Source organism: Aquabacterium sp., from assembly GCF_016195855.1.
Taxonomy (GTDB): domain Bacteria; phylum Pseudomonadota; class Gammaproteobacteria; order Burkholderiales; family Burkholderiaceae_C; genus Aquabacterium.
In genome coordinates, this window is record NZ_JACPYU010000010.1 from 269,077 (window position 1) to 289,451 (window position 20,375).

General features: G+C 63.0%; 16 protein-coding genes. 4 read left to right on the plus strand and 12 right to left on the minus strand.

The window, feature by feature from the left end; genetic code table 11:
• Window positions 1-3: 3 nt before the first annotated feature.
• The 5 genes from HY019_RS09660 to HY019_RS09680 are packed head-to-tail and all read right to left on the minus strand — an operon-like array spanning window position 4 to window position 7,453.
• The gene (locus tag HY019_RS09660; protein ID WP_290691248.1) at window positions 4-1,722 is read right to left on the minus strand and encodes a long-chain fatty acid--CoA ligase; all 1,719 of its coding nucleotides are present in this window, start codon (window positions 1,720-1,722) and stop codon (window positions 4-6) included.
• Window positions 1,723-1,767: 45 nt separating this feature from the next.
• Window positions 1,768-2,904 carry an acyl-CoA dehydrogenase family protein gene (locus HY019_RS09665; RefSeq protein ID WP_290691252.1) on the minus strand — a complete coding sequence of 379 codons (1,137 nt, stop codon included), beginning with the start codon at window positions 2,902-2,904 and terminating at the stop codon, window positions 1,768-1,770.
• Between the two features lies 1 nt (window position 2,905).
• On the minus strand, window positions 2,906-4,102 hold the full coding sequence (locus tag HY019_RS09670) for an acyl-CoA dehydrogenase family protein (RefSeq protein ID WP_290691255.1): 1,197 nt from the start codon (window positions 4,100-4,102) through the stop codon (window positions 2,906-2,908).
• Between the two features lie 16 nt (window positions 4,103-4,118).
• Window positions 4,119-5,315 carry an acetyl-CoA C-acyltransferase gene (locus HY019_RS09675; RefSeq protein ID WP_290691258.1) on the minus strand — a complete coding sequence of 399 codons (1,197 nt, stop codon included), beginning with the start codon at window positions 5,313-5,315 and terminating at the stop codon, window positions 4,119-4,121.
• A gap of 26 nt (window positions 5,316-5,341) precedes the next feature.
• On the minus strand, window positions 5,342-7,453 hold the full coding sequence (locus tag HY019_RS09680; RefSeq protein WP_290691260.1) for a 3-hydroxyacyl-CoA dehydrogenase NAD-binding domain-containing protein: 2,112 nt from the start codon (window positions 7,451-7,453) through the stop codon (window positions 5,342-5,344).
• A 135-nt stretch (window positions 7,454-7,588) separates the two neighbouring features.
• Here HY019_RS09680 and HY019_RS09685 point away from each other — a divergent pair, with 135 nt between their 5' ends.
• Together HY019_RS09685 and HY019_RS09690 are read left to right on the plus strand one after the other, a co-directional pair.
• A complete protein-coding gene (locus HY019_RS09685; RefSeq protein ID WP_290691264.1) occupies window positions 7,589-7,723 on the plus strand; it encodes a hypothetical protein in 135 nt (44 codons plus the stop codon).
• A gap of 60 nt (window positions 7,724-7,783) precedes the next feature.
• Window positions 7,784-8,677, plus strand: a complete 894-nt coding sequence (locus HY019_RS09690) for a LysR family transcriptional regulator (protein WP_290691267.1) — start codon at window positions 7,784-7,786, stop codon at window positions 8,675-8,677.
• Here HY019_RS09690 and HY019_RS09695 read toward each other — a convergent pair.
• The 6 genes from HY019_RS09695 to HY019_RS09720 all read right to left on the minus strand — a co-directional run bounded on the left by HY019_RS09695 (window position 8,637) and on the right by HY019_RS09720 (window position 15,622).
• Window positions 8,637-9,365, minus strand: a complete 729-nt coding sequence (locus HY019_RS09695) for a hypothetical protein (RefSeq protein ID WP_290691269.1) — start codon at window positions 9,363-9,365, stop codon at window positions 8,637-8,639. The two genes, HY019_RS09690 and HY019_RS09695, sit on opposite strands and share 41 nt — an antisense overlap.
• Before the next feature lie 71 nt (window positions 9,366-9,436).
• Window positions 9,437-10,138: an alpha/beta fold hydrolase gene (locus HY019_RS09700; protein WP_290691271.1), complete on the minus strand. Its 702-nt coding sequence runs from the start codon at window positions 10,136-10,138 to the stop codon at window positions 9,437-9,439.
• 30 nt (window positions 10,139-10,168) lie between these two features.
• The gene (locus tag HY019_RS09705; RefSeq protein ID WP_290691274.1) at window positions 10,169-10,708 is read right to left on the minus strand and encodes a response regulator; all 540 of its coding nucleotides are present in this window, start codon (window positions 10,706-10,708) and stop codon (window positions 10,169-10,171) included.
• Entirely contained in the window at window positions 10,705-12,003 is a 1,299-nt protein-coding gene (locus HY019_RS09710; protein WP_290691277.1) for an HD domain-containing phosphohydrolase, read from the minus strand. Before HY019_RS09710 ends, HY019_RS09705 begins: the two co-directional genes overlap by 4 nt.
• A gap of 16 nt (window positions 12,004-12,019) precedes the next feature.
• On the minus strand, window positions 12,020-12,841 hold the full coding sequence (locus HY019_RS09715; RefSeq protein ID WP_290691280.1) for an HDOD domain-containing protein: 822 nt from the start codon (window positions 12,839-12,841) through the stop codon (window positions 12,020-12,022).
• 225 nt (window positions 12,842-13,066) lie between these two features.
• Entirely contained in the window at window positions 13,067-15,622 is a 2,556-nt protein-coding gene (locus HY019_RS09720) for an EAL domain-containing protein (protein WP_290691284.1), read from the minus strand.
• A 364-nt stretch (window positions 15,623-15,986) separates the two neighbouring features.
• On the opposite strand from HY019_RS09720, the gene HY019_RS09725 reads away from it, so the two are divergent.
• Both HY019_RS09725 and HY019_RS09730 read left to right on the plus strand, forming a co-directional pair.
• A complete protein-coding gene (locus HY019_RS09725; RefSeq protein WP_290691288.1) occupies window positions 15,987-17,126 on the plus strand; it encodes an FIST N-terminal domain-containing protein in 1,140 nt (379 codons plus the stop codon).
• A complete protein-coding gene (locus HY019_RS09730) occupies window positions 17,123-18,235 on the plus strand; it encodes an ATP-binding protein (RefSeq protein WP_290691290.1) in 1,113 nt (370 codons plus the stop codon). The genes HY019_RS09725 and HY019_RS09730 overlap by 4 nt, the downstream gene beginning before the upstream one ends.
• On the opposite strand, the gene HY019_RS09735 is transcribed toward HY019_RS09730, so the two are convergent.
• Complete coding sequence (locus tag HY019_RS09735) at window positions 18,220-20,301, minus strand: serine hydrolase domain-containing protein (RefSeq protein WP_290691293.1); 2,082 nt, start codon at window positions 20,299-20,301, stop codon at window positions 18,220-18,222. The genes HY019_RS09730 and HY019_RS09735 overlap by 16 nt on opposite strands.
• Window positions 20,302-20,375: the final 74 nt, after the last annotated feature.

The window sequence follows — 20,375 nt, forward strand, 5'->3', positions numbered from 1 at the left end:
CTGTCAATGTGGGGCGGTCTCTGCGGTGCGCGTGTCCGGCGCGCGTTCTTGGTCCTGCAATGCTCGCCACTGGATCTTGCCCGTGCCCGAGCGGGGTAGGGCCTCGGTGAACTGCACGATGCGGGGGGCTTTGTAGGCGGCCATGTGGCCGTGGGCCCAGTCGATGATGCTTTGCTCGCTGACCTGGCCGCGTTGATCGGGCTTGAGCACGACCACGGCCTTGACGGTCTCGCCTCGCTTGGCATCAGGCGAGGCGATCACGCAGACCTCCTGGATGGCGGGGTGGTGGTACATCAAGGCTTCGACCTCGGCAGGCCAGACCTTGAAGCCCGAGGCGTTGATCATGCGCTTGAGGCGGTCCACCATGAAGAAGTAGCCGTGCTCGTCCACGCGGGCCAGGTCGCCCGTGCGCAGGAAGCGCTTGCCATCGCGCTCGACAAAGGTGTCGGCGTCGGCCTGCGGGTTGCGCCAGTAGCCCTGCATCACCTGCGGGCCGTTGACGATGATCTCGCCCACCTCGTTGGCGGGCAGTTCTTCAAAGGTGAGCGGGTCCACCACGCGCGCGTCCACATCGAAGATGGGGATGCCCAGGCACTGCTTCATGGGCCGCTGCGTGGGGTTCACATGCGTGGCCGCCATGGTCTCGGACATGCCATAGCCTTCGATGTAATCCAGGCCCGTGAGCGCCTTCAGCTTGGCGGCGATGGCTTCGGGCATGGCCGCGCCGCCCCCGCCGATGCTGGTGAGGCTGCTCAGATCGAATTCGTTGATGTGGGGGTGGCTGAGCATGTCCACCACCATGGTGGAGATCATCTGGGCGCCGGTGACCTTGTAGCGCGCGATGCATTGCAGGGCCACATCGCGGTCCCAGCGGGGCAGCAGCACGGCGGTGGCGCCCAGGTAGAGCGTGCCGTTCATGGCGTTTTGCATGCCCGTCACATGGAAGAAGGGCAGCACGGCCAGTTGCACGCCATCGGGCGAGCTCTTGAGCCACACACCGCGGGCCACCACGTTGTACATGACGCTGCGGTGCGTGTGCATGCAGCCCTTGGGGTGGCTGGTGGTGCCTGAGGTATAGGGCAGCACGGCCAGGTCATCCGGGCCGGCCAGCATGGGGCCGGGCTGGTGGCCGCTGTGCAGGGCGTCGGCCCATGCCGTGGCGCCGTCGTCATGCAGGGGCTGGCGCGGGGCGGCGATGAAGTCGGGCACGCGCAGGTCGGTGGCGGCCTCCAGGTAGTCGCTGTAGGTGGCCACGATGGCGTGCTGCAGGCCGTGCCCGCTTTGCCTGCCCTCATTCAGCAGCGGCTGGATTGGCGCATACAGCTCTTGCGACACGAAAGCGACCTGTGCTTGCGCGTCGCTCACATAGTGCCGCAGCTCCTCGCTCAGGTTCATGGGGTTGACCGGTACCACCACCGCATCGGCCCGCAGGATGGCGTAGTAGGCCAGCACGAACTGCGGGCTGTTCTGCATGTAGAGCAGCACCCGGTCGCCCTTCTTCACGCCGCAAGCCTGCTGCAGGTAGCCGGCCAGGCGCTCGCTCTCGTCCTTGAAGCGCGCGTAGCTGATGGGCGTGTCGTAGAAGATCAGGTAGGGCTTGTGCGGTACGCGCTGCGCCGACACCTCGACATTGTGGAAGAGGTGCGTGGCGGGCAAGTCCAGGTGCCGCGGGACGCCGGGCGGCCAGTGTGCAAAGTGAGGTGCAAGGTGGTGGTCAGACATGGGCTGTAGTGTGCCTCGTACCTGGTGCCTTGTACTGTGCCGGGCTCAGGCCTGACCCAGCGCGATGTAGCGCGCCAGGTGGTGGTCTTCGTCACCCAGTTGGTGGTCGATCATCACCAGGCGTTTGGCGTAGTGCGACAGGGGCAGCTCCCAGGTCATGCCGATGCCACCATGCAGCTGGATGCATTCTTCGGCTACCAGCGTGCCGATGCGGCCGATGCTGTACTTGGCGGCCGACAGGGCGCGTTCACGCGTGATGCGGTCTGTGCTGTCCAGGGCCGCTGCGGCATTGATCACCGCCGAGCGGGCCTGTTCGATCTCCAGCAGCAGGTCGGCCATGCGGTGCTGCAGGGCCTGGAAGCTGCCAATGGGCACACCGAACTGCTTGCGTGTCTGCAGGTACTCGATGGTGGCTTGTTTGGCCACTTCCATCGCGCCCAGCGATTCGGCGCACAGGGCCAGCACGCCACGCCCGATGGCGTGCTCCAGCGTGGCCAGGCCCTGGCCTTCTGCACCCAGCAGTGCGCCCGCTGGCAGCTTGACCTGCTTGAGGTGCACCTCGGCTGCGCGGCCGCCATCGATGGTGGGGTAGCCACGTTGGCTCAGACCGGCCACGTCAGCAGGCACGATGAACAGGGAGATGCCTTGGTCATCGTTGACCTGGCCTGAGGTGCGTGCCGACACGATCAACACCTGCGCCTGGTCGCCCACCGGCACCACGGCCTTGTTGCCATCAAGCACCCAGCCCTCGGCGGTGCGCGTGGCGGTGGTCTGCACGCGGGCCAGTTCGTGGTGGGATTCGGGCTCGCCATGGGCGAGGGTGGCGACCGTGGCGCCGTCGATCAGGTCGGCCAGCAAGGCTTGTTGCTCGTCGCTGCCGGCATGCACCACGGCGCTGCCCGCCAGGATGGCCGAGGCCAGGAAGGGCTCGACCACCAGGCCGCGGCCCAGGGCCTCGAACACCACGGCGATGTCAAAGCCGGCGCCGCCATAACCGCCGTGGGCCTCGTCGAACAAGGCGCCGATCACGCCCAGCTCGGCGAAGGTCGCCCAGCGTTGCGTGCTGAAGCCCTTGGGCGAGGCCACGATGGCCATGCGGGTTTCAAAGTTGTACTGCTCGGCCACATAGCGGTTGAGCGTGTCCGCCAGCATGCGGCGGTCTTCGGTATGTTCAAAGTTCATGTCACAACCCCAGGATCATCTTGGAGATGATGTTTTTCTGGATTTCGTTGGAGCCACCGAAGATCGACAGCTTGCGGTTGTTGAAGTACTGGGCCGCCGCACTGGCCGCCTCGGGCTGGCCCAGCGGCTCACCTTGATAGCCGTCTTCCATCGCTTCATGCACGAAGGGCAGGGCATAAGGCCCCATGGCTCGGCGCATCAGCGCGTTCAGCTCCTGGCGGATCTCGGTGCCCTTGATCTTGAGCATGGAGCTTTCGGCGCCCGGTGCGCCACCTCCGGCCACCGCGGCGATCACGCGCAGGTTGGTGGTCTTCATGTTCTCCAGGTCGATCTCGACCTTGGCCATGCGTGCGGCAAACAGCGGGTCTTGCGCCAGGGGCTTGCCGTTCTTCATCACGCGGCCAGCCACCAGCTTGAGGCGCTCCATGGCCGCCACCGAGAAGCCCACGCCCGCGATGTTGGTGCGCTCATAGGTCAGCAGGAACTTGGCACAGGTCCAGCCCTTGTTCTCTTCGCCCACCAGGTTCTCGACCGGCACTTTCACATCGGTGAAGAAGACCTCGTTGACCTCGTGTTCGCCATCGAGCGTGATGATGGGGCGCACTTCCACGCCCGGTGTGGCCATGTCGATCAGCAGGAAGCTGATGCCCTCCTGCTTCTTGGCTTCGCGGTTGGTGCGCACCAGGCAGAAGATCATGTTGGCGTGGTGGCCCAAGGTGGTCCAGGTCTTCTGGCCATTGACGATGTAGTGGTCACCCTGGCGCACGGCCGTGGTCTTGACCGAGGCCAGGTCCGAGCCGGAGCCCGGCTCGGAGTAGCCCTGGCACCACCAGTCCAGCCCGTTGAGGATGCGGGGCAGCCAATGGCGCTTTTGCAGCTCGTTGCCGTACTTGATCAGCACGGGGCCCAGCATGTTCAGGCCGAAAGGCACGGTGCGCGGGCAATAGGCCAGGGCGCATTCGTTTTCAAAGATGAACTTCTGGATGGCGCTCCAGCCGGGGCCACCATAGGCCTGAGGCCAGTGGTTGGCCAGCCAGCCTTGCGCGTTGAGGATGGCGTGCCATTCTTCATGTTCAGCCTTGCTGAGGTGGATGCCGTTGCGCACCTTGTCGGTCAGGCGCCGGGGCACCTTGTCGCGCAAGAAGGCCTGCACCTCGTCGCGAAAGGCCTGTTCTTCGGGGGTGAAACTCAAGTCCATGATGCGTGCCCTTGGGTCAGTAGATTTCAAACAGGCCAGCGGCGCCCATGCCGCCCGCGATGCACATGGTCACCACGGCCCATTTCACGTTCGGGTTCTGAGCCTTGCGGCGGCGGCCTTCCAGCAGCACGTGGCCGGTCAGGCGCGCGCCGGTCATGCCGAAGGGGTGGCCGATCGAGATGGCGCCACCGTTCACGTTCAAGCGCTCATCGGGGATGCCCAGCTTCTGCTGGCAGTAGATGCTTTGCGAGGCAAAGGCTTCATTCAGTTCCCACAGGTCGATGTCATCGACCTTCAGGCCATGACGCGCCAGCAGCTTGGGCACGGCAAACACCGGGCCGATGCCCATTTCATCGGGCTCGCAGCCATGCACGGCCATGCCGCGGAAGGCACCCAGGGGTTGCAGGCCCAGGCGCTCGGCCTCCTTGCGCTCCATCAGCACGCAGGCCGAGGCGCCGTCTGACAGCTGCGAAGCATTGCCCGCGGTGATGAACTGGTCGGCGCCGCGCACGGGGGGCAGCTTGGCCAGCGACTCGTAGGTGGTGCCGGCGCGGTTGCAGGTGTCGTGGTCCACCGTGGCCTGCTGGTGCGTGACTTCCTTGGTGTCCTTGTTGACCACGGCCATGGTGGTCGTGATGGCAATGATCTCGTCCTTGTAGCGGCCGGCCGCTTGGGCCTCGGCGGTCTTGCGCTGGCTTTCGGCCGAGAAGCGGTCTTGTGCTTCGCGGCTGATGTTGTAGCGTTTGGCCACGATGTCGGCCGTCTCGATCATGGCCATGTACAGCGCGGGCTTGCGCTCGACGATCCAGGGGTCCATGCCCGAGTCACCGTCTTCACGTGTCTTGATGCCCGAGATGCTTTCCACCCCGCCGGCGATCATGGCCGGGGCGCCGTCCACGATGATGCGGCTGGCGGCCATGGCAATGGCCTGCAGGCCCGATGCGCAGAAGCGGTTGACCGTGGTGCCCGCGATGCTGATGGGCAACTCGCTGCGGATGATGGCCTGGCGCGCGATGTTGCGGCCCGTGGTGCCTTCGGGGTAGCCGCAGCCCAGGATGGCGTCTTCGATCATCGCCGGGTCGATGCCGGCGCGCTGCACGGCGGCCTTGACCGCAAAGGACGCCAGGGTCGGGCCCGGCGTGATGTTGAGCTCGCCCCGATGCGACTTGGTCAGCGGGGTGCGGGCGGTGGACACGATGACGGCTTCACGCATGGTGGGTCTCCTCAGCTATATGGGTGTCAGGCCTTGTTCAGGCTCTCGAAATCCCGGCCTTCTTCCACGAGCCTGACCAGCAGGGCGGCGGGCTGCCAGAACAGCGGGTCATCCAGGGCAAAGGTGTGGATGTCACCCAGCACTTGCGGCAGGCCGACCATGTCGGCGTACTTCATGGGGCCACCGAGCCAGCGCGGGAAGCCGTAGCCGTGCACCAGGGTCACGTCCACATCGAGCGGGCGCAGGGCAATGCCTTCTTCCACCACCTTGGCGCCTTCGTTGATCATGGCCGCGAGGTAACGGCGCTGCAACTCCTCGGCGGTGAATGACCTTGGCGTGATCCCGGCCTTGGCGCGCTCCTCGGCCACGATGGCCAGCACCTCGGGGTCGGGCGTGCCGTTGCGGGCGCCGTTGGGGTAGAGGTAGTAGCCGCGGCCGGTCTTCTGGCCGAACCAGCCACGCTCGCACAGATTGTCGGCGATGTGGACGTATCGGGCTTTGGGGTCGCGTGTGGCGGCGCGGCGCTTGCGCGTGGCCCAGCCAATGTCGCCACCAGCCAGGTCGCTCACTTCATAAGGGCCCATGGGGTAGCCGAAGGCGCGTGCCATCTGGTCGATCTCATACGGCGAGGCGCCGTCTTCCATCATGTGGTCGGCGGCGGTGCGGTAGGTGGCCAGGATGCGGTTGCCGATGAAGCCGTCGCACACACCGGCGCGCACGGGCACTTTCTTAAGCAGGCGCGCCAGCTCGAAGCCGGTGGCCACCACATCGGCACTGACCTTGGCGGGCACCACGATCTCCAGCAGCTTCATGATGTTGGCCGGCGAGAAGAAGTGCAGGCCGATCACGTCCTGCGGGCGGAAGATGGCGTTGGCGATCTCGTTGATGTCCAGGTAGGAGGTGTTGGTGGCCAGCACGGCGCCAGGTTTGCAGACGGCATCAAGTTGCTTGAACACGGCGTGCTTGACGGCCATGTCTTCAAACACCGCTTCGACCACCAGGTCGGCCTGGGCCAGGGCGCTGTAGTCGGTGGCGCCCGTCAGGCGGGCCATGATGGCGGCCTTGCCTTCGGCGGTGAGGCGCTTCTTGGCGATCAGGCCGTCGTACACCTTTTCAACGCGGGTGATGCCTTGGGCCAGGGCCGTTTCATCGCGCTCCAGCATGGTCACTTGCAGGCCCGCATCCAGCATGGCCACGGCGATGCCCGCACCCATGGTGCCGCCGCCGATCACGCCCACTTCCTTGATCGAACGGGGCTTCGCAACCTTCGTCTCAGGTGCCTTGAGCACCTCGCGTTCGGCAAAGAAGCTGTGGATCAGGCCGGCGCGTTGCGGGCTGGCCAGGCATTGTTCAAACAGGGCACGCTCGGTGTGCAGGCCGCCTTCGAACGACCCGTCCAGCGCGGCCTGCACGCAGTCCACGATCTTGGCGGGTGAGAACAGACCACGCTTTTTGGCCACGTCCGCGCGGGCAGCATCGATGGCGACTTGTTGCTTGACCTGGTCGGCCAGGGCCTCGGTCTGGTCACGCGTGCGGCGCACGGCCCCGCCTTCGCTGAGCACGTGGCGCACATAGGCCATGCCTTCGGCCTGCACGTCGTCGCTGGTGGCCACGTGGTCGATCAGGCCCATGCGCAGGGCTTCCTGTGCGCCAACATGGCGGCCGCTGAGCATCATGTCCAGCGCGGCCTGGGCGCCCACCAGGCGCGGGGCACGTTGCGTGCCGCCAGCGCCGGGCAAGAGGCCCAATTGCACTTCGGGCAGGCCCAGCTTGGCACTGGCCGTGGCCACGCGGTAGTGCGCGGACATGGCCACCTCCAGCCCACCGCCCAACGCAGGGCCATGGATGGCGGCGACCACGGGCTTGGTACAGGCCTCGATCGCGTTGCACACGTCGGGCAAGGCGGGCGCCTGGGGCGGCAGGCCGAATTCGCGGATGTCGGCGCCGGCGATGAAGGCCTTGCCTTTGCCCACGATCAGCACGGCGTGCACGTTGGCATCGGCCTGGGCCTGCTCGATGGCCTGCTGCAGACCGCGCCGCACCGCCACACCCAAGGCGTTGACGGGCGGGTTGTCGATCACGACCAGGGCGATGTGGTTTTGAACCGTCAGCTGAACGGGTGGGTGGTCGTTGTCCATGGTGCTCTCCTCTGGCGCGCGCCGGACGAGGGCCCAGCGTGGAACATGCATTGTTCGAGAAGCGTTTGGGCTTGACAATCCCTGTTACCGTTGACAGACTGTCAAATCATTTTGAACAATCTCGTGGAGTCAAACATGCCCAAAGGTCAACGCAACAGCAAGGAAGCGAAGAAGCCCAAGAAGGACCAATCGCCGTCCAAACCCGTGTCGGCGGGGGCCGTGATGCCCACCAAGGTCACCGTGGTGCCCGAGCGCAGCAAGAAGAAGTAAGGCCGCGCCTTGGTGGATGGGCGCCAGCCGCCCCTGTATTGCATGTGAGTGTCATCAGAGATGGACCTGCAATCGCTGTCCCTGCTGGTCGAGATCCTGGACGCGGGCAACCTCAGTGAGGCCGCGCGCCGGCTCAAGATGAGCCGCGCCAACGTCAGCTACCACCTGGGCACCTTCGAGCGGGCGGTGGGCCAGCAACTGGTGCGCCGCACCACGCGCCGCATCGAGCCCACCGAAATCGGGCTGCAGCTGTACGAGCATGGGCGCAAGATCCGCAACGAGTTGGCCGCCGCGCACGAATCCGTGGCCACCCTGGGCCAGAGCCTGCAAGGCCGGGTGCGCCTGAGTGTGCCCAGTGGTTATGGGCAGATGGTGATGTCGCCCTGGTTGATCGATTTCAAGCGCGCCTACCCGGGCATCGTGCTGGATGTGGCGTTTGAAAACCGCGTGGTCGACCTGCTGCGCGACGAGGTGGACATCGCCGTGCGTGTGATGTCCGACCCGCCCGACAACCTGGTGGCCCGCGACATGGGCCCGGTGCGTTATGTGGCCTGTGCCTCCAAGGCCTATGCCCAGGCGCATGGCCTGCCTGCGCAACTGGAAGACCTGGACAAGCTGCCCGTGATCACCTCCGGGGTGGTGGGGCGGCAGCTGCGGCTGTCGGCCTACCTGCACGGTGAGCGCCACGAGGTGCCGCTGTCGCCCACGCTCACCTCAGAGAACTTTGCCTTCCTGCGCGAGGCCATCCTGGCTGGCCTGGGCCTGGGCCTGGTGCCGGATTACGTGGTCCACGATGCCGTGGCCGCGGGCGAGGTGCTGACCACGCTGGACGACTGGAAGCTCAGCATCTTCGGCACCCGCATGGTGATGCTCTACATGCCCAACCGCCACCACACGCGGGCGGCGTCCACTTTCATCGAATTTGTCCTGGAAAAGGCGCGGCAATCCGAGTGATGGTGGCCGGCTGGAAGCGCATGTTGAAGTCCCGGGCCTTGATGACGGCCAGCACCTTGCCGCGCGACAGATCAGGGAAGTAGGCCGCATCGAACTGCGATTCCAGCAAGGTGGCCCATTGCACGTGGCCGGTGGCGCTGGGCGTGTAGACGTACTCATGCCCTTCCCAATGCTGCCCGAAGGTGCGCAGGAAGCGCGGAATCAGGGCGGCATTGAAGGGCGTGGACGGGCCTTTCTCCTGGAATGCAAACTCGGCGAAGGGGTGGCCCTGGTGCTGCACACGCACGCGGTCGATGCCGTCGTTGCCGTAGTAGATGCGAAAGTCTGCCCGGTCCTTGGGGATGCCCCAGTTGCGCCGGCCGTTGACGACGCTGTCGTAGGTGGACACGAAGCAGCGCGTGATCGAGCGGGTTCTTTGCGAGCTGAAGCTCAAGGGCCCCGGGATGTAGAGCAGCTCCTTGTAGGCGCCGCAGGGGGACTCGTGGTAGTCCACAAACATCATCAAGGCCAGGCGGCCGCGGTGGGTGTGGGCCAGATCGGGCGGCAGGAAGCTGTTGGTGTCGATCACTTCGCGCGGCATCCAGACCGCCACGATGTAGCCATTGCCCGTGATGTCCCAAGGCGCGGGGGCCAGGGGCACATTGGGCAGGGTCTCGCTTTTTTCCAGTACGTGTTCTTCGTTGCTCATGGCGGGCGTGCGGCTCTTCGGCGGCTCTCGATTTCGGATCAGGCGCGCAGCGTAACCCAGACTGACGCGGACTAGAGCACCTTTCGCAGCCACACTTCGATGTCTCTGATTTCATCCAGACACATGCCGTGTTCGATGGCGTAGTCATGCCACTGAACGGCATAACCCAGGCGGCTCAGTTCGGCCTGCGCGGCCTGGCCGCGGCTCATCAGCACGACGTCGTCGTGGCTGCCATGCGCCATGAAGACCGGCGTGTGTTGATTGGCCGCGTGGCGCTCGGCCTCGGTGGTGCCGGGCAGCGGCAGGTAGCCCGACAGGGCCACGATGCCGGCGAGCCGATGGGGGTAACGCAGCCCGGTCATCAAGGCCATGGCGCAGCCCTGAGAAAAGCCCATGAGCACGATGCGCTCGGGCGCGATGCCACGTTGTACCTCGCGGTCGATCAGGGCGCTGATGGCCTGGTGCGAGCGGCGCAGGCCGGCTTCGTCCTCGCGCCTGGCCAGGTCGTTGGTGGGCAGGATGTCGTACCAGGCCCGCATCTCGTAGCCGCCATTGAGGCTCACCGGCATCACGGGGGCGCTGGGCATCACGTAGCGCAGCGGGGGCAGGCCGGTGGTGTCCAGCTCGCGGCAAACGGGGATGAAGTCGCCGCCATCGGCGCCCAGGCCGTGCAGGATGATGATGCTGGCCGTGGGGTGAGGCGCCGTTTCGAGTTCGATGGCTTCCAATTGTGGGCTGTGGTCCATTGCTTCCATCCACTTCTTGATGAACATGGACCTCACCCTCCTCATCCATAACGGGGCTCACGGGTCCAACGGTGGCATCAGTATCTCGCCATTCGGGCCCCAATTGACTTGCGTGATGCCCGGCTCCATTTCTTCAAGGCGTTTGAGTTCAAGGGCTTGCGGTGACATCTCTCCGATCTGAGCCCGTCTGTCGTCTGCCAATGCGCGCTCTTCTCGGCTCGCCGCGCTGTGAGCCAGCGCGAGTTGGATTTGCGAGATGAGTTCGTCTTCCTGCCATGGTTTGCTCAGGTAACGAAAAACCTCGACGTCGTTCACGGCTTTCATGAGGGCATCAACTTCGGTGGACGCGCTCAGCACCATCCGGACGCAATGGGGCCATTTTTCTCTCACGAGCTTGAGGAAGGTGAAGCCATCCATCTGCGGCATTCTGAAGTCGCTGAGCACAACATCGAATGGCATGGTCTGAATGCGCGCCAGCGCAGCCAGCGGGTTGTCAAACGCTTCGACCTGAACGGCCCTTGCCAAGCGCCGACGCATGACCCTTTGCAGGGCCGCCACGACGTTGGGCTCGTCGTCAACAAGCAATAGGCGGCTCATTTTTTCTCCTGGGGTGGTCTGATCGACATCAACAGCGACTTGCCGCTGCGTTGTTCGAACGTGCGGATGCGCACGATGAGCTCCTCGGTCAGGACATGATCGGCGGACAGCAGCAAGACCCCTTCCTGAGACAGGAAGTCGCAAGCCAGGACCATGCCTGGGCGCAGTTCATCCGTTCTCAGCTTCAGATTCCGGTGAGGCGAAGGGGCGGCCGGCTTGGCAAAGAGACCGAGGAAGGCCTCCACCACCCGAGGGTCGAACTGTGAGCCGGCGCCTCGGCCGATCATGATGCGGGCATCCGAGGCCGACAGACATTCCGAAATGAAATGACCCGATTGCATGTCCTCGTACGTGTCGGCGATCGCCAGGATGCGGGCTCCCAGAGGAATGGCGTCACCCTTCAAACCATCCGGAAAGCCCTTGCCATCGTGGCGTTCATGGTGCGACCGAATGAGCGCGGCCACCGGCTGCATGTCATCCAGAACCAGCAGGGCCTGTTCACCAAAGATGGGATGAAGCCGGTAGCGGGTAGCCTCCTCCGGGGCCATCTTGGAGACGGGTTTGGCAAGGATATGATCAGACAAGCCGATGTGACCGATATCGTGCATCAGGGCTGCAATGAATACTTCATGGGATGCGGGTTGGTCCAGGCCCAACGCCTGGGCGGTCTTTCTGGCCAGGTCCGCCACCTTGCGCGCGTGGCCCATCAAGTGACCTCCGCGTAACTCGATCAGGTTGGAGAAGGTTTTGATCGAATTGAAGTAGCCCTTCTTCAGGCGGTCGTTGGCGAGCGCGAGCTCGGCTGTCCGCGCTTCGACCTTGTCCTCCAAGGTCGCGTTAAGTTCTTTCAGCTGCTCATTCTGTCGCTGGGTCAACGCTTCGAGGCGGTCCTTTTCGGCTTGCAAGGCTTGCCGTTCGAAAATATCCTTGATCAGTATCAGGACATCTTCGTCTTGCCAAGGCTTGGCGATGTAGCGGTAGATCTGTCCATCGTTGATGGCGGCAACGGTCGATGCCATGTCCGCGTAGCCTGTCAGGAGCACACGGGTTGCATGGGGTTGGCGCAGCCGAGCCTGTCGCAGCAATTCCGCGCCGTTCATCACCGGCATGCGCATGTCCGAGATGATCAGATCGATGGACTCGGTCTCCAGCATGGCCAGTGCCGATTCGCCGCTCTCGGCCGTCAGAACGCGATGGCCTGTAGACCGGAAAAGCCGCTTCAAGGACGACAGGATATTGGGCTCGTCATCCACACAGAGAATGGTTCGCTCCGGGCTCAAGGGGTTGGTGCTCATGCTGCATATCCTCTCGTCAGATTTGAAGCGCCTGGCACACGCATTCGAATTGGTTCTCCACCTTGGCGAACAGCTGCATGAATGCATCAGGCTTGGGGGACATGGCAGCCCAGATGGCTGGTGGGGTGATCGGAACGTACTCGTCCTCCAGCCCCGACAGGCCAAGGCCATGGGACAGGGCATCGGCCATGTGCGTCAGCCCCACCAAGCCGGGGCCATGGTGCATGGCTGGTGCATGGTGATGTGCAATCGCCTCGACAACCACGGGCGAGAACCGCCAGTGTTCGGCAATCTGTCCGCCTATCGCGGCGTGATCTGTCCCCAGAACAGCCAGCTCCGCGTCGATGAGCATGCAGTCATGCGTCTGCCGGTGAAGCAGCACCTGTGTGTACTCATCAGGGAAGCAGCAGGACAAAGTCATTTGACCGATGTCGTGCAGCAGCCCAACCGTAAAGCCCATGTCCGCGTCCATGTCGATCTCTTGGGCCAGCGCCTGCCCACACAAGGCTGCGCCGATGGCGTGTCGCCAGAAAGCGTGAAAGTTGAAGTCAGTGCTCGCAGGCGGTGTGAACCAGCTTGTCAGACCGCCGGCGATCACCAGGTTGCGCACCGTCCGCAGGCCGAGGACCGTGACAGCCTCCTGAATGGTTTCGATCTGTCTGGACATGCCGTAAAACGACGAGTTGGCCATGCGCAGGGTCTTGGCGCTCAAAGCCAGGTCTTTCGATAGCTTCGCTGCGATGTCGTCAGACGTCACGGTGTCATTGCCGATGGATGTGATGAGCTCCGCTACCACGGCCGGCAGTGCGGGCAAATCCTTGAGCCGGGCCTTGAGCAAATCGGGGGTGACAAGAGGACTCATGACTGTTGCTCCAGCTTGTATCTCAAGAGCAGATGTAGAAGCGGGTGAACCTGATTGGCGCGCAGACCGTGCCGGAAGCGGTGTTCGAGTGCGCGGCGGACTTGCTCCCGGTTGTCTTGACCTTGGCTGGTGAGCGGCTGCTCGGCCGTGGTCGGTGTGTGTGTGTGGATCATGCTGCTTCCTGAGTTTGGTGGTTTGTTTCTAACGGTCGGTACTCGGCATGAGCACCATGAACGAGCCACGGGATTGGGCGTCGCCTTTCATGGAACGGCATACCGCTCGGTATGCGCGCCCTTGCACTTCAATGTCGTGATGCCTCCCGTCCTGGGTCTGCCACAGTCGTGCAAGCGGCGGACAACTGATGTCATCCAGATGCATGCCCAACAGGACGGTCGCGCCGTCAAAAAGCAACTCGGCATCCGAGTTCATGAACGAAATCATGCCCTCCTGATCGATGCCGACGACAGGGCAGGGGATGCTTTCGAGGGCATCTCTGGCGATCACCAGGCTGGCCTCCTCTTTCAGGATGCGCTCGCTCTGTGTGGCAAGCAAGGTCTTCAGTCGTCGGTTCACATCCGCCAGTTCCAGGTTGGCCTGCTGAACCTCTCGGTCCAGCCGTCGGTTTTCGTCGGCCATCTCCTTTTGCTCGAATGCCTCCCTGATATGGGTGCGCAGGCGCTCGTCGTCCCATGGCTTGGTCAGGAACTTGTAGATGGCGCCCTCGTTGATGGCATCCGTGATCGATTGAAGCTCGGTGTAGCCGGAGAGCACCATCCTGATGGTCTGGGGGTAGAGCGCTTTGGTCTGCCTCAGAAATTCGACGCCCGTCATGCCCGGCATGCGCTGGTCGGAGACGATGACATCCACCTGATGTTCCGCCAGCCTTTGCAGGCCTTGCGGACCGCTGCTGGCCGTGACGATGTTGTAGCCATCACGACGCAGCAGGCGCTTGAGCGCCGATACGATGTTGTCTTCATCATCGACGAGCAGCAATGTTCGCTGACGTGCCTGGCGTCCCAGCACGTCGCCTGGTAGATGCTTGCCTTCGCGCAGCAATGGCAGCAGTTCTTCTTCCGTCAGCGGCTTGCTGAAGAAGTTGCCTTGCATCAGGTCGCATTGATTGGCCAGAAGCAGCGCCAACTCTCCCTCGCTTTCCACGCCCACGGCCATCACCCTGGTCTGCATGCTGTGGGCCATGTTGATGATGGCGCGGGTGATGGACACATCCCGTGCGGCGGCAGTCACGTCGGGAACGAGGGAACGGTCGATCTTGATGACACTGATGGGCAGGCGCCGCAGGCTGCTCAGGTTCGAGCGACCCGTTCCAAATCCATCCAGCGAGATGTCGATGCCGATGGAGCGTATGTCTGTCAGTATTCTGGCTGCGTGATCCAGGTCGTCCATCAGCGTGTCTTCGGTCACTTCGATGGAGAGTCGCTGGGGGGGGAGCTCGGACTGTATCAAGGCGGTCTGGATCGCGCCGGCAAGATCAGGTTGACGAAGTTGGCGGGGAGATAAGTTGACGGCCATCTGGATGGCCGGCAGCCCCATTTGCTTCCATCGTGTAGCGGCTTCGCAGGCCACCTTCAACACCCAGCTATTGATCGGCAGGATCAAACCTGTACTTTCGGCAATGGGGATGAAGACGTCGGGTGGAACCTCGCCGAGCGTGGGATTTCGCCAGCGCAGCAAGGCCTCTACACCGATGATCTGCCCCGTCTTGAGGTCGACTTGTGGCTGGTAAAGCAGATGGAATTCCCCTCGCTCAAGCGCATGGCGCAGTGCGGCTTCCCTTGCCTGCTGCTCGCTGGCCCTAGCGTTGGCCTCGGGGGTGTAGAAGCTGATCTGATTGACGCCCTGGGTCTTGGCCAGGCGCATGGCGACTTGGGCCTGACGCAGGATGTGGGCCGGTTCGCGTGCATCTTGAGGGAAGATGACGATGCCAATGTCGCAAGTGACCGAGACATCTTGGTGTTCAAGCCTGACCGGTGTGGTCAACGCTTCTCGAATTTGGCGACTCACTTGCAGTGCGACGTCATCGTCTACATCCGAGTCCTGCACCAGAAGCAGTGCGAACTCCCCTGCGCCGAGATGAGCGAGAACGCTGGCGCCGCGCAAGCTGCTCGACACGCGCCGAGTGAGCATCATCAGCAATTGATCGCCCAGGGCGTAGCCCAGGGATTCGTTGATGTGTCGGACTTCGTTGATCTCTATGGCCAGAAGCCCTATCCGTCGACCTTCCTGAGTGGCCAGCAAGGCCTCACTCTCGATCCGGTCTTGCAGCATCTTTCGGTTGGGCAGACCTGTCGTGTCATCGATGTGGGCGAGCCGGAAAGCCTGCTCCAGCGCGTGTTGCTGCGCCGATATATCTCTTGCAAAAACAAGGACGTGGTCCATTGCCTCAATGGGCATGAAGCAGGCGTTGAGCTCCAGCGAGAGTGTTTTCCCCTCAGCGGTCTGCCAGTCGCTGTTGAGTGTCAGCGGCCCTCTTTGCTTGACCGTATGAATGCTGTCGGCCCACATGTCTGGCCGTCGATGCGGCGCGATGTCGAAAATGGACATCGCTTCCAGCTGCTCTCGAGGCCAGCCCAACATCGCGGCCGCTGCATTGTTCGCGTAGCACAGGCACCCCTGCGCATCAATGAGCACGATCGGCAAAGGCGCCCTGTCAAGCATGAGTTGAGGCAGGCTTGGTGAAGCAAGACCGTTCTCGGTTGCTGCGGCGTTCAGGCCTTCATGATCGAGCGGCTCGTGCACAGTAGGCCTCACATGATGAGTTCGCATTGCCGACTCAAGTCCGGCCGACACACTGCATCCTGTGCCTGGATTGACGTCCGCGAGGACGTCCCGGTTCTACTGCTGTTCCTGCCAGCGCAGCAGAGGGTTCACGCCAGCGAAGTGATATTAGACCGAGTTGGCGCGAGAGAAAAGGGCAGCTCAATCCGGGTAAGGGCATGTGCATCTCGGCACCTTGGCGGTTCTCGGCGGGGGATTGACGGGAAGCCTTTCAATTGCGCCAATACATCACGCGTTTGCCCCTCTCGTTGTGCACGGCGCCTCATTTATTCGCGTGCGTGGCCGAAAGTACAGACGCCTTGTCCCACCCATTCGGAGCCATGCCATGCAGGTTGAACAATTGACTTGGACTCCCGCGAGCGGCTGGTCCAGCCTCCTTCCCGGGCTGAGTGGGCGCGCGCAGTGGGTACTGGTGTTCGGTGCGCCTGACGCGCTCAACAACATGGATGCGCTGGCCAGTCTGGAGTCTGCGTACCCGGGCGCGTGCGTCGTGGGGTGTTCCACGGCCGGAGAAATCCTGGATACGCGGGTTCAGGACGATACGCTGGTCGCGACCGCCGTTCATTTTGCGGACACTCAGGTGCGCATGGCCACGGCCAGGGTCGATGGCATGCCCGACAGCTACCAGGCTGGCACGACGTTGGGCCGTGCACTGAATCTGCCGGGCCTGGTGCATGTGATGGTGCTTTCCGATGGGCTTACAGTGAATGGCACGGCTCTGGCGAGAGGCTTGCGTGAGAACCTGCCGCCCACTGTGGCGGTCACCGGTGGCCTGGCTGGTGATGGTGACCGCTTCAAGCAAACAAGGGTCTGCGCTGGAGGTGAGGTCATGGAGAACGCCATTGTCGCCATTGGCTTTTATGGCGATCGGCTGCGAGTCGGCTATGGGTCTTTGGGTGGGTGGGATACCTTTGGGCCAGAGCGTCTGGTCACGCGCTCTGAAGGCAATGTGCTGTATGAGCTGGACGGTCAGCCGGCCCTGGCGCTCTACAAACGCTACCTGGGGAAGGATTACGCGGCTCAGTTGCCGTCCAGTGCCTTGTCCTTCCCCTTGTCCTTGCGTGGCGACCATATCCATGACAGCGTCGTGCGTACCATCTTGTCGGTGGATGAGGTCAGTGGGAGCATCACCTTTGCGGGCGACGTGCCGCAGGGTTCGCACGCCACGCTGATGAAGGCCAATTTCGATCGATTGATTGACGGCGCGGCGGGCGCTGCACGTTCTGGATTGCAACGCCTGGACAGCTTCGAGCCTGCTTTGGCCGTTCTGATCAGCTGTGTGGGGCGCAAGCTGGTGCTCAAGCAGCGTGTGGAGGAAGAGCTCGAAGGGGTTCGTCAGGTGATGGGCCCGCAGGCGTTGCTGGCCGGCTTTTACTCATACGGCGAGATCTGCCCGCACGGCGGCGTGACAAAGTGCGAACTGCACAACCAGACCATGACCATCACAACCTTTGCAGAATCGTGAGTTACCACAAGCTGCTCGAACGTCAGATTCTTCGGCACCTGTCGACGGTCTCGTTGGTGCCGGGGGAGTTGGATGCCTTTTTCTCCGCGATCAGTGACGCCTATCGTGATGCCGATGTGGACCGCAATACCATCGAGCGCACCTTGGAATTGATGTCGGAGGAGTTGACTGAACGCAACGCGCAGTTGCATCTGCAGTTGGCCCAGCGGCAGGTTGTAGAACAAGCCTTGCTGAAGGAAAAGGCTGATCAGCAAGCCTTGATCAAGCGCCTCGAGGAGGCGCATCATCAATTGCTGCAGGCAGAAAAAATGGCGTCAATCGGCCAACTGGCCGCTGGCGTTGCGCATGAGATCAACAATCCCATCGGCTTTGTGGGGTCCAACATTGGCACCTTGCGCAAGTATGTTGATGACTTGCTGGAACTGATCGCGGCCTACGAGGTGCACGAAAGAGATTTGGCCGACGAGGCCAGATCCCATATGGCGGGCATGCGCGCCACGCTTGATCTGGCGTACCTGCGCGAAGACCTTGTTGCCTTGCTGGCAGAGTCCAACGATGGCATTGGCCGCGTCAAGCAGATCGTGCAGGATCTCAAGGACTTTTCTCATGTTGACGAGGCGCAGTGGCAATGGGCCAGCCTGCACAGAGGATTGGACAGCACGCTGAACATCGTGCATAACGAAATCAAGTACGTTGCCGAGGTGGTCAAGCTTTACGGCCAGATTCCTGACGTCGAATGCATGCCCTCTCAAATCAACCAGGTGTTGATGAATTTGCTGGTCAATGCCGCCCATGCGATGCATGAGCGGCGCGGCAAGATCACGATCCGAACGGGCATGGCAAGTGCCGATGAGGTCTTTGTGGAAATTGCCGACGAAGGGCACGGCATACCGGAAGAGCACCTCAAGCGGATTTTTGATCCCTTTTTCACCACGAAGCCGGTTGGCAAAGGGACGGGCCTGGGCTTGTCGCTGTCTTACGGCATCGTCAACAAGCACCATGGCCATATCTCCGTGAGCAGCCAGATGGGTGTGGGCACCACGTTCAGGGTGGTGTTGCCTGTGCGTCAGGCTGACAACGAGGTGCCCGAGCATCAGGGCTTGATGTAGAGCGACTGGTTGTAGGCTTTCTCCAGCACGCCTTGCGCACCACCACCACCGGTGATGTTGGAGTTGATGAACAGCACACCCAGCACGCGGGGGCCGGTCACGGGGCCGAACATGGCCACCGAGGTGGTGATGTTGTCGCACACGTTGTTGCCATCACAGTTGGCGCCCCAGCCGCCGTTCTTCTCCAGCTCGCCGTTGTTGTCCACGTCCCAACCCAGGCCACGCTTGCGCATGGTTTCGAACAGGTCCTTGCCACCGGATGCGGCCAGGATCTTGCCGTCCTTGGCGTTCAGGCTGAGCATCACCTTGGCCATGTCCTCCACCGACAGGTACCAGCCAGCGGCACCGCAGATCAGCGAGACATCACCCCAGTCCGTACCCTGGGCATTGCTGGCCGGGCCCTTGTAGGCAAAGGCGTAGTTGGTCGAGGCCACAGGGGGCTTGCAGGTCACACCGTTCTGGCCGACGAGGTTGAACACGTTCTGCTGAACCAGGCTGGTGTACTGATTGGCCAGGGTCTGCGGGCGGGTGGCCTGGTTGGCGTCTTCGGCAAAGCCGGCGACCTTGGGCAACAGCACGCGCATGATGGCGAAGTTGTAGTTGCTGTAGCACCAGCTCTGGTCATTGACGTTCACCGGGTTGGCGGGGTTCTTCACACCCGAGCCCTGGCACGAGGTGTTGGCCATCGCGTTGGTGCTTTGCGTGAAGAACTTCTTGAGCTGCGCATAGTCCATGGACACGTTGCCGTAGTCCTTGATGCCGCTGCGCTGGCCCAGCAGCTGCGCGAAGGTGATGCTCTTGATGTAGTTGCTCTGCGGTGCCCAGTCGGCGGGCAGGTAGGCGCCAATCGGGGTGTCCAGGCCCAAGGGCATGCTGGCGGCCTTCTGGTCGATGAGGCGCACGGCCGCAATCGTGGTCACCAGCTTGCTGACGCTGGCCACCGTGATCTTGGTGTTGGACTTGAACGCGGTCTCCGGTGCGTCGGCCGAGGTGCGGGCATCGCCATGGCCCGTGAACTTGGGGTACTGGCCCACGAAGAAGGAGTAGCCCGTCACCTTGCCATCAAGCTGCGCGTGGATGTTCTTTTCAATGTCACACACGCGCACGCATTGGGTGCCCTGGCAGATGGGGGTGCTGGGCGGCACCTTGGCGTAGTCGCTCCAGCCTTCCTGGACCAGCAGGGATTCCAGATGCGAGCCAATGGGCGTCTGGGCCTGCGGGCCGCGCCAGTCCAGCACGCTGCTCAGTTGCGGGCCGCACACATTGCGGTACTGGGCGTTCCACTGGCTGTATTGCTGGTCTTCCGGGAGTTGCGATGTGGGTGGCGGCAGCACGGCATCCAGGTGCACGCTCACCGTGGTGGACGCGCCCGGTTGCAGCGAAGGGATGCTCACGCCCGAGGTGTTCTGGCGCATCAAGAGGTTGGTGTCCTTCACGGCCAGCCAGGCGGGGTCGGTCACGGCCTTGCTCTTGTTGGTCACGCGCAGGGTGATGTCGGCACCCGCGTAGTGCAGCTGGGTGAGCGGCACCACGCCGATCTTTTCTTCGTAGTTGATGATGTCAACCTTGGGGAAGTTGGCACTGGGCCCGAACACGATGGGCGGCGTGGTGGTGGCCGGCACCTGCGTGACCACGACATTGGGCGACACCGTGCCCATGGCTTGCATCACACCGTTGTGCGGCTGGATGCTGAGCTTGTACTGCTTGGTGGTGGCGGTCGAAGCCGGCAGGAAGGCGTTTTGCGGGATGCTGAAGCGCAGGAAGTGGCCCACGGCCGGGGCGGGGGTGGCCTCGCCACTGGCCACGACCTGGCTGTTGGCGTCCGTCACCTTCCAGGTGCCGCCTGCTGCGCCCACCTGGTCGGTGGTCCATTGCATGGTGAAGGCGGTGGGGGCGGTCACGGTGACGGCGGTGTCCAGGGTCTGGAACTCGCCGCTGCCTTGCACCACTTGCAGGGTGGCGGCGGCCATGGCCGTCAGGGGCAGGAAGGTGGCGGCAAAACCGGCGGCGAAGCTGGCGAGGGTGAGGGCGCTGCGGTTGATGCGCTGGCGGGTTGAAACGTTCACAAAAGTTCTCCAAAAAGAAAAAATCGGGTTGCACGGTGCAGCGCGGTGGGGTGGTTGTTCTGGCGTGCCTTCGT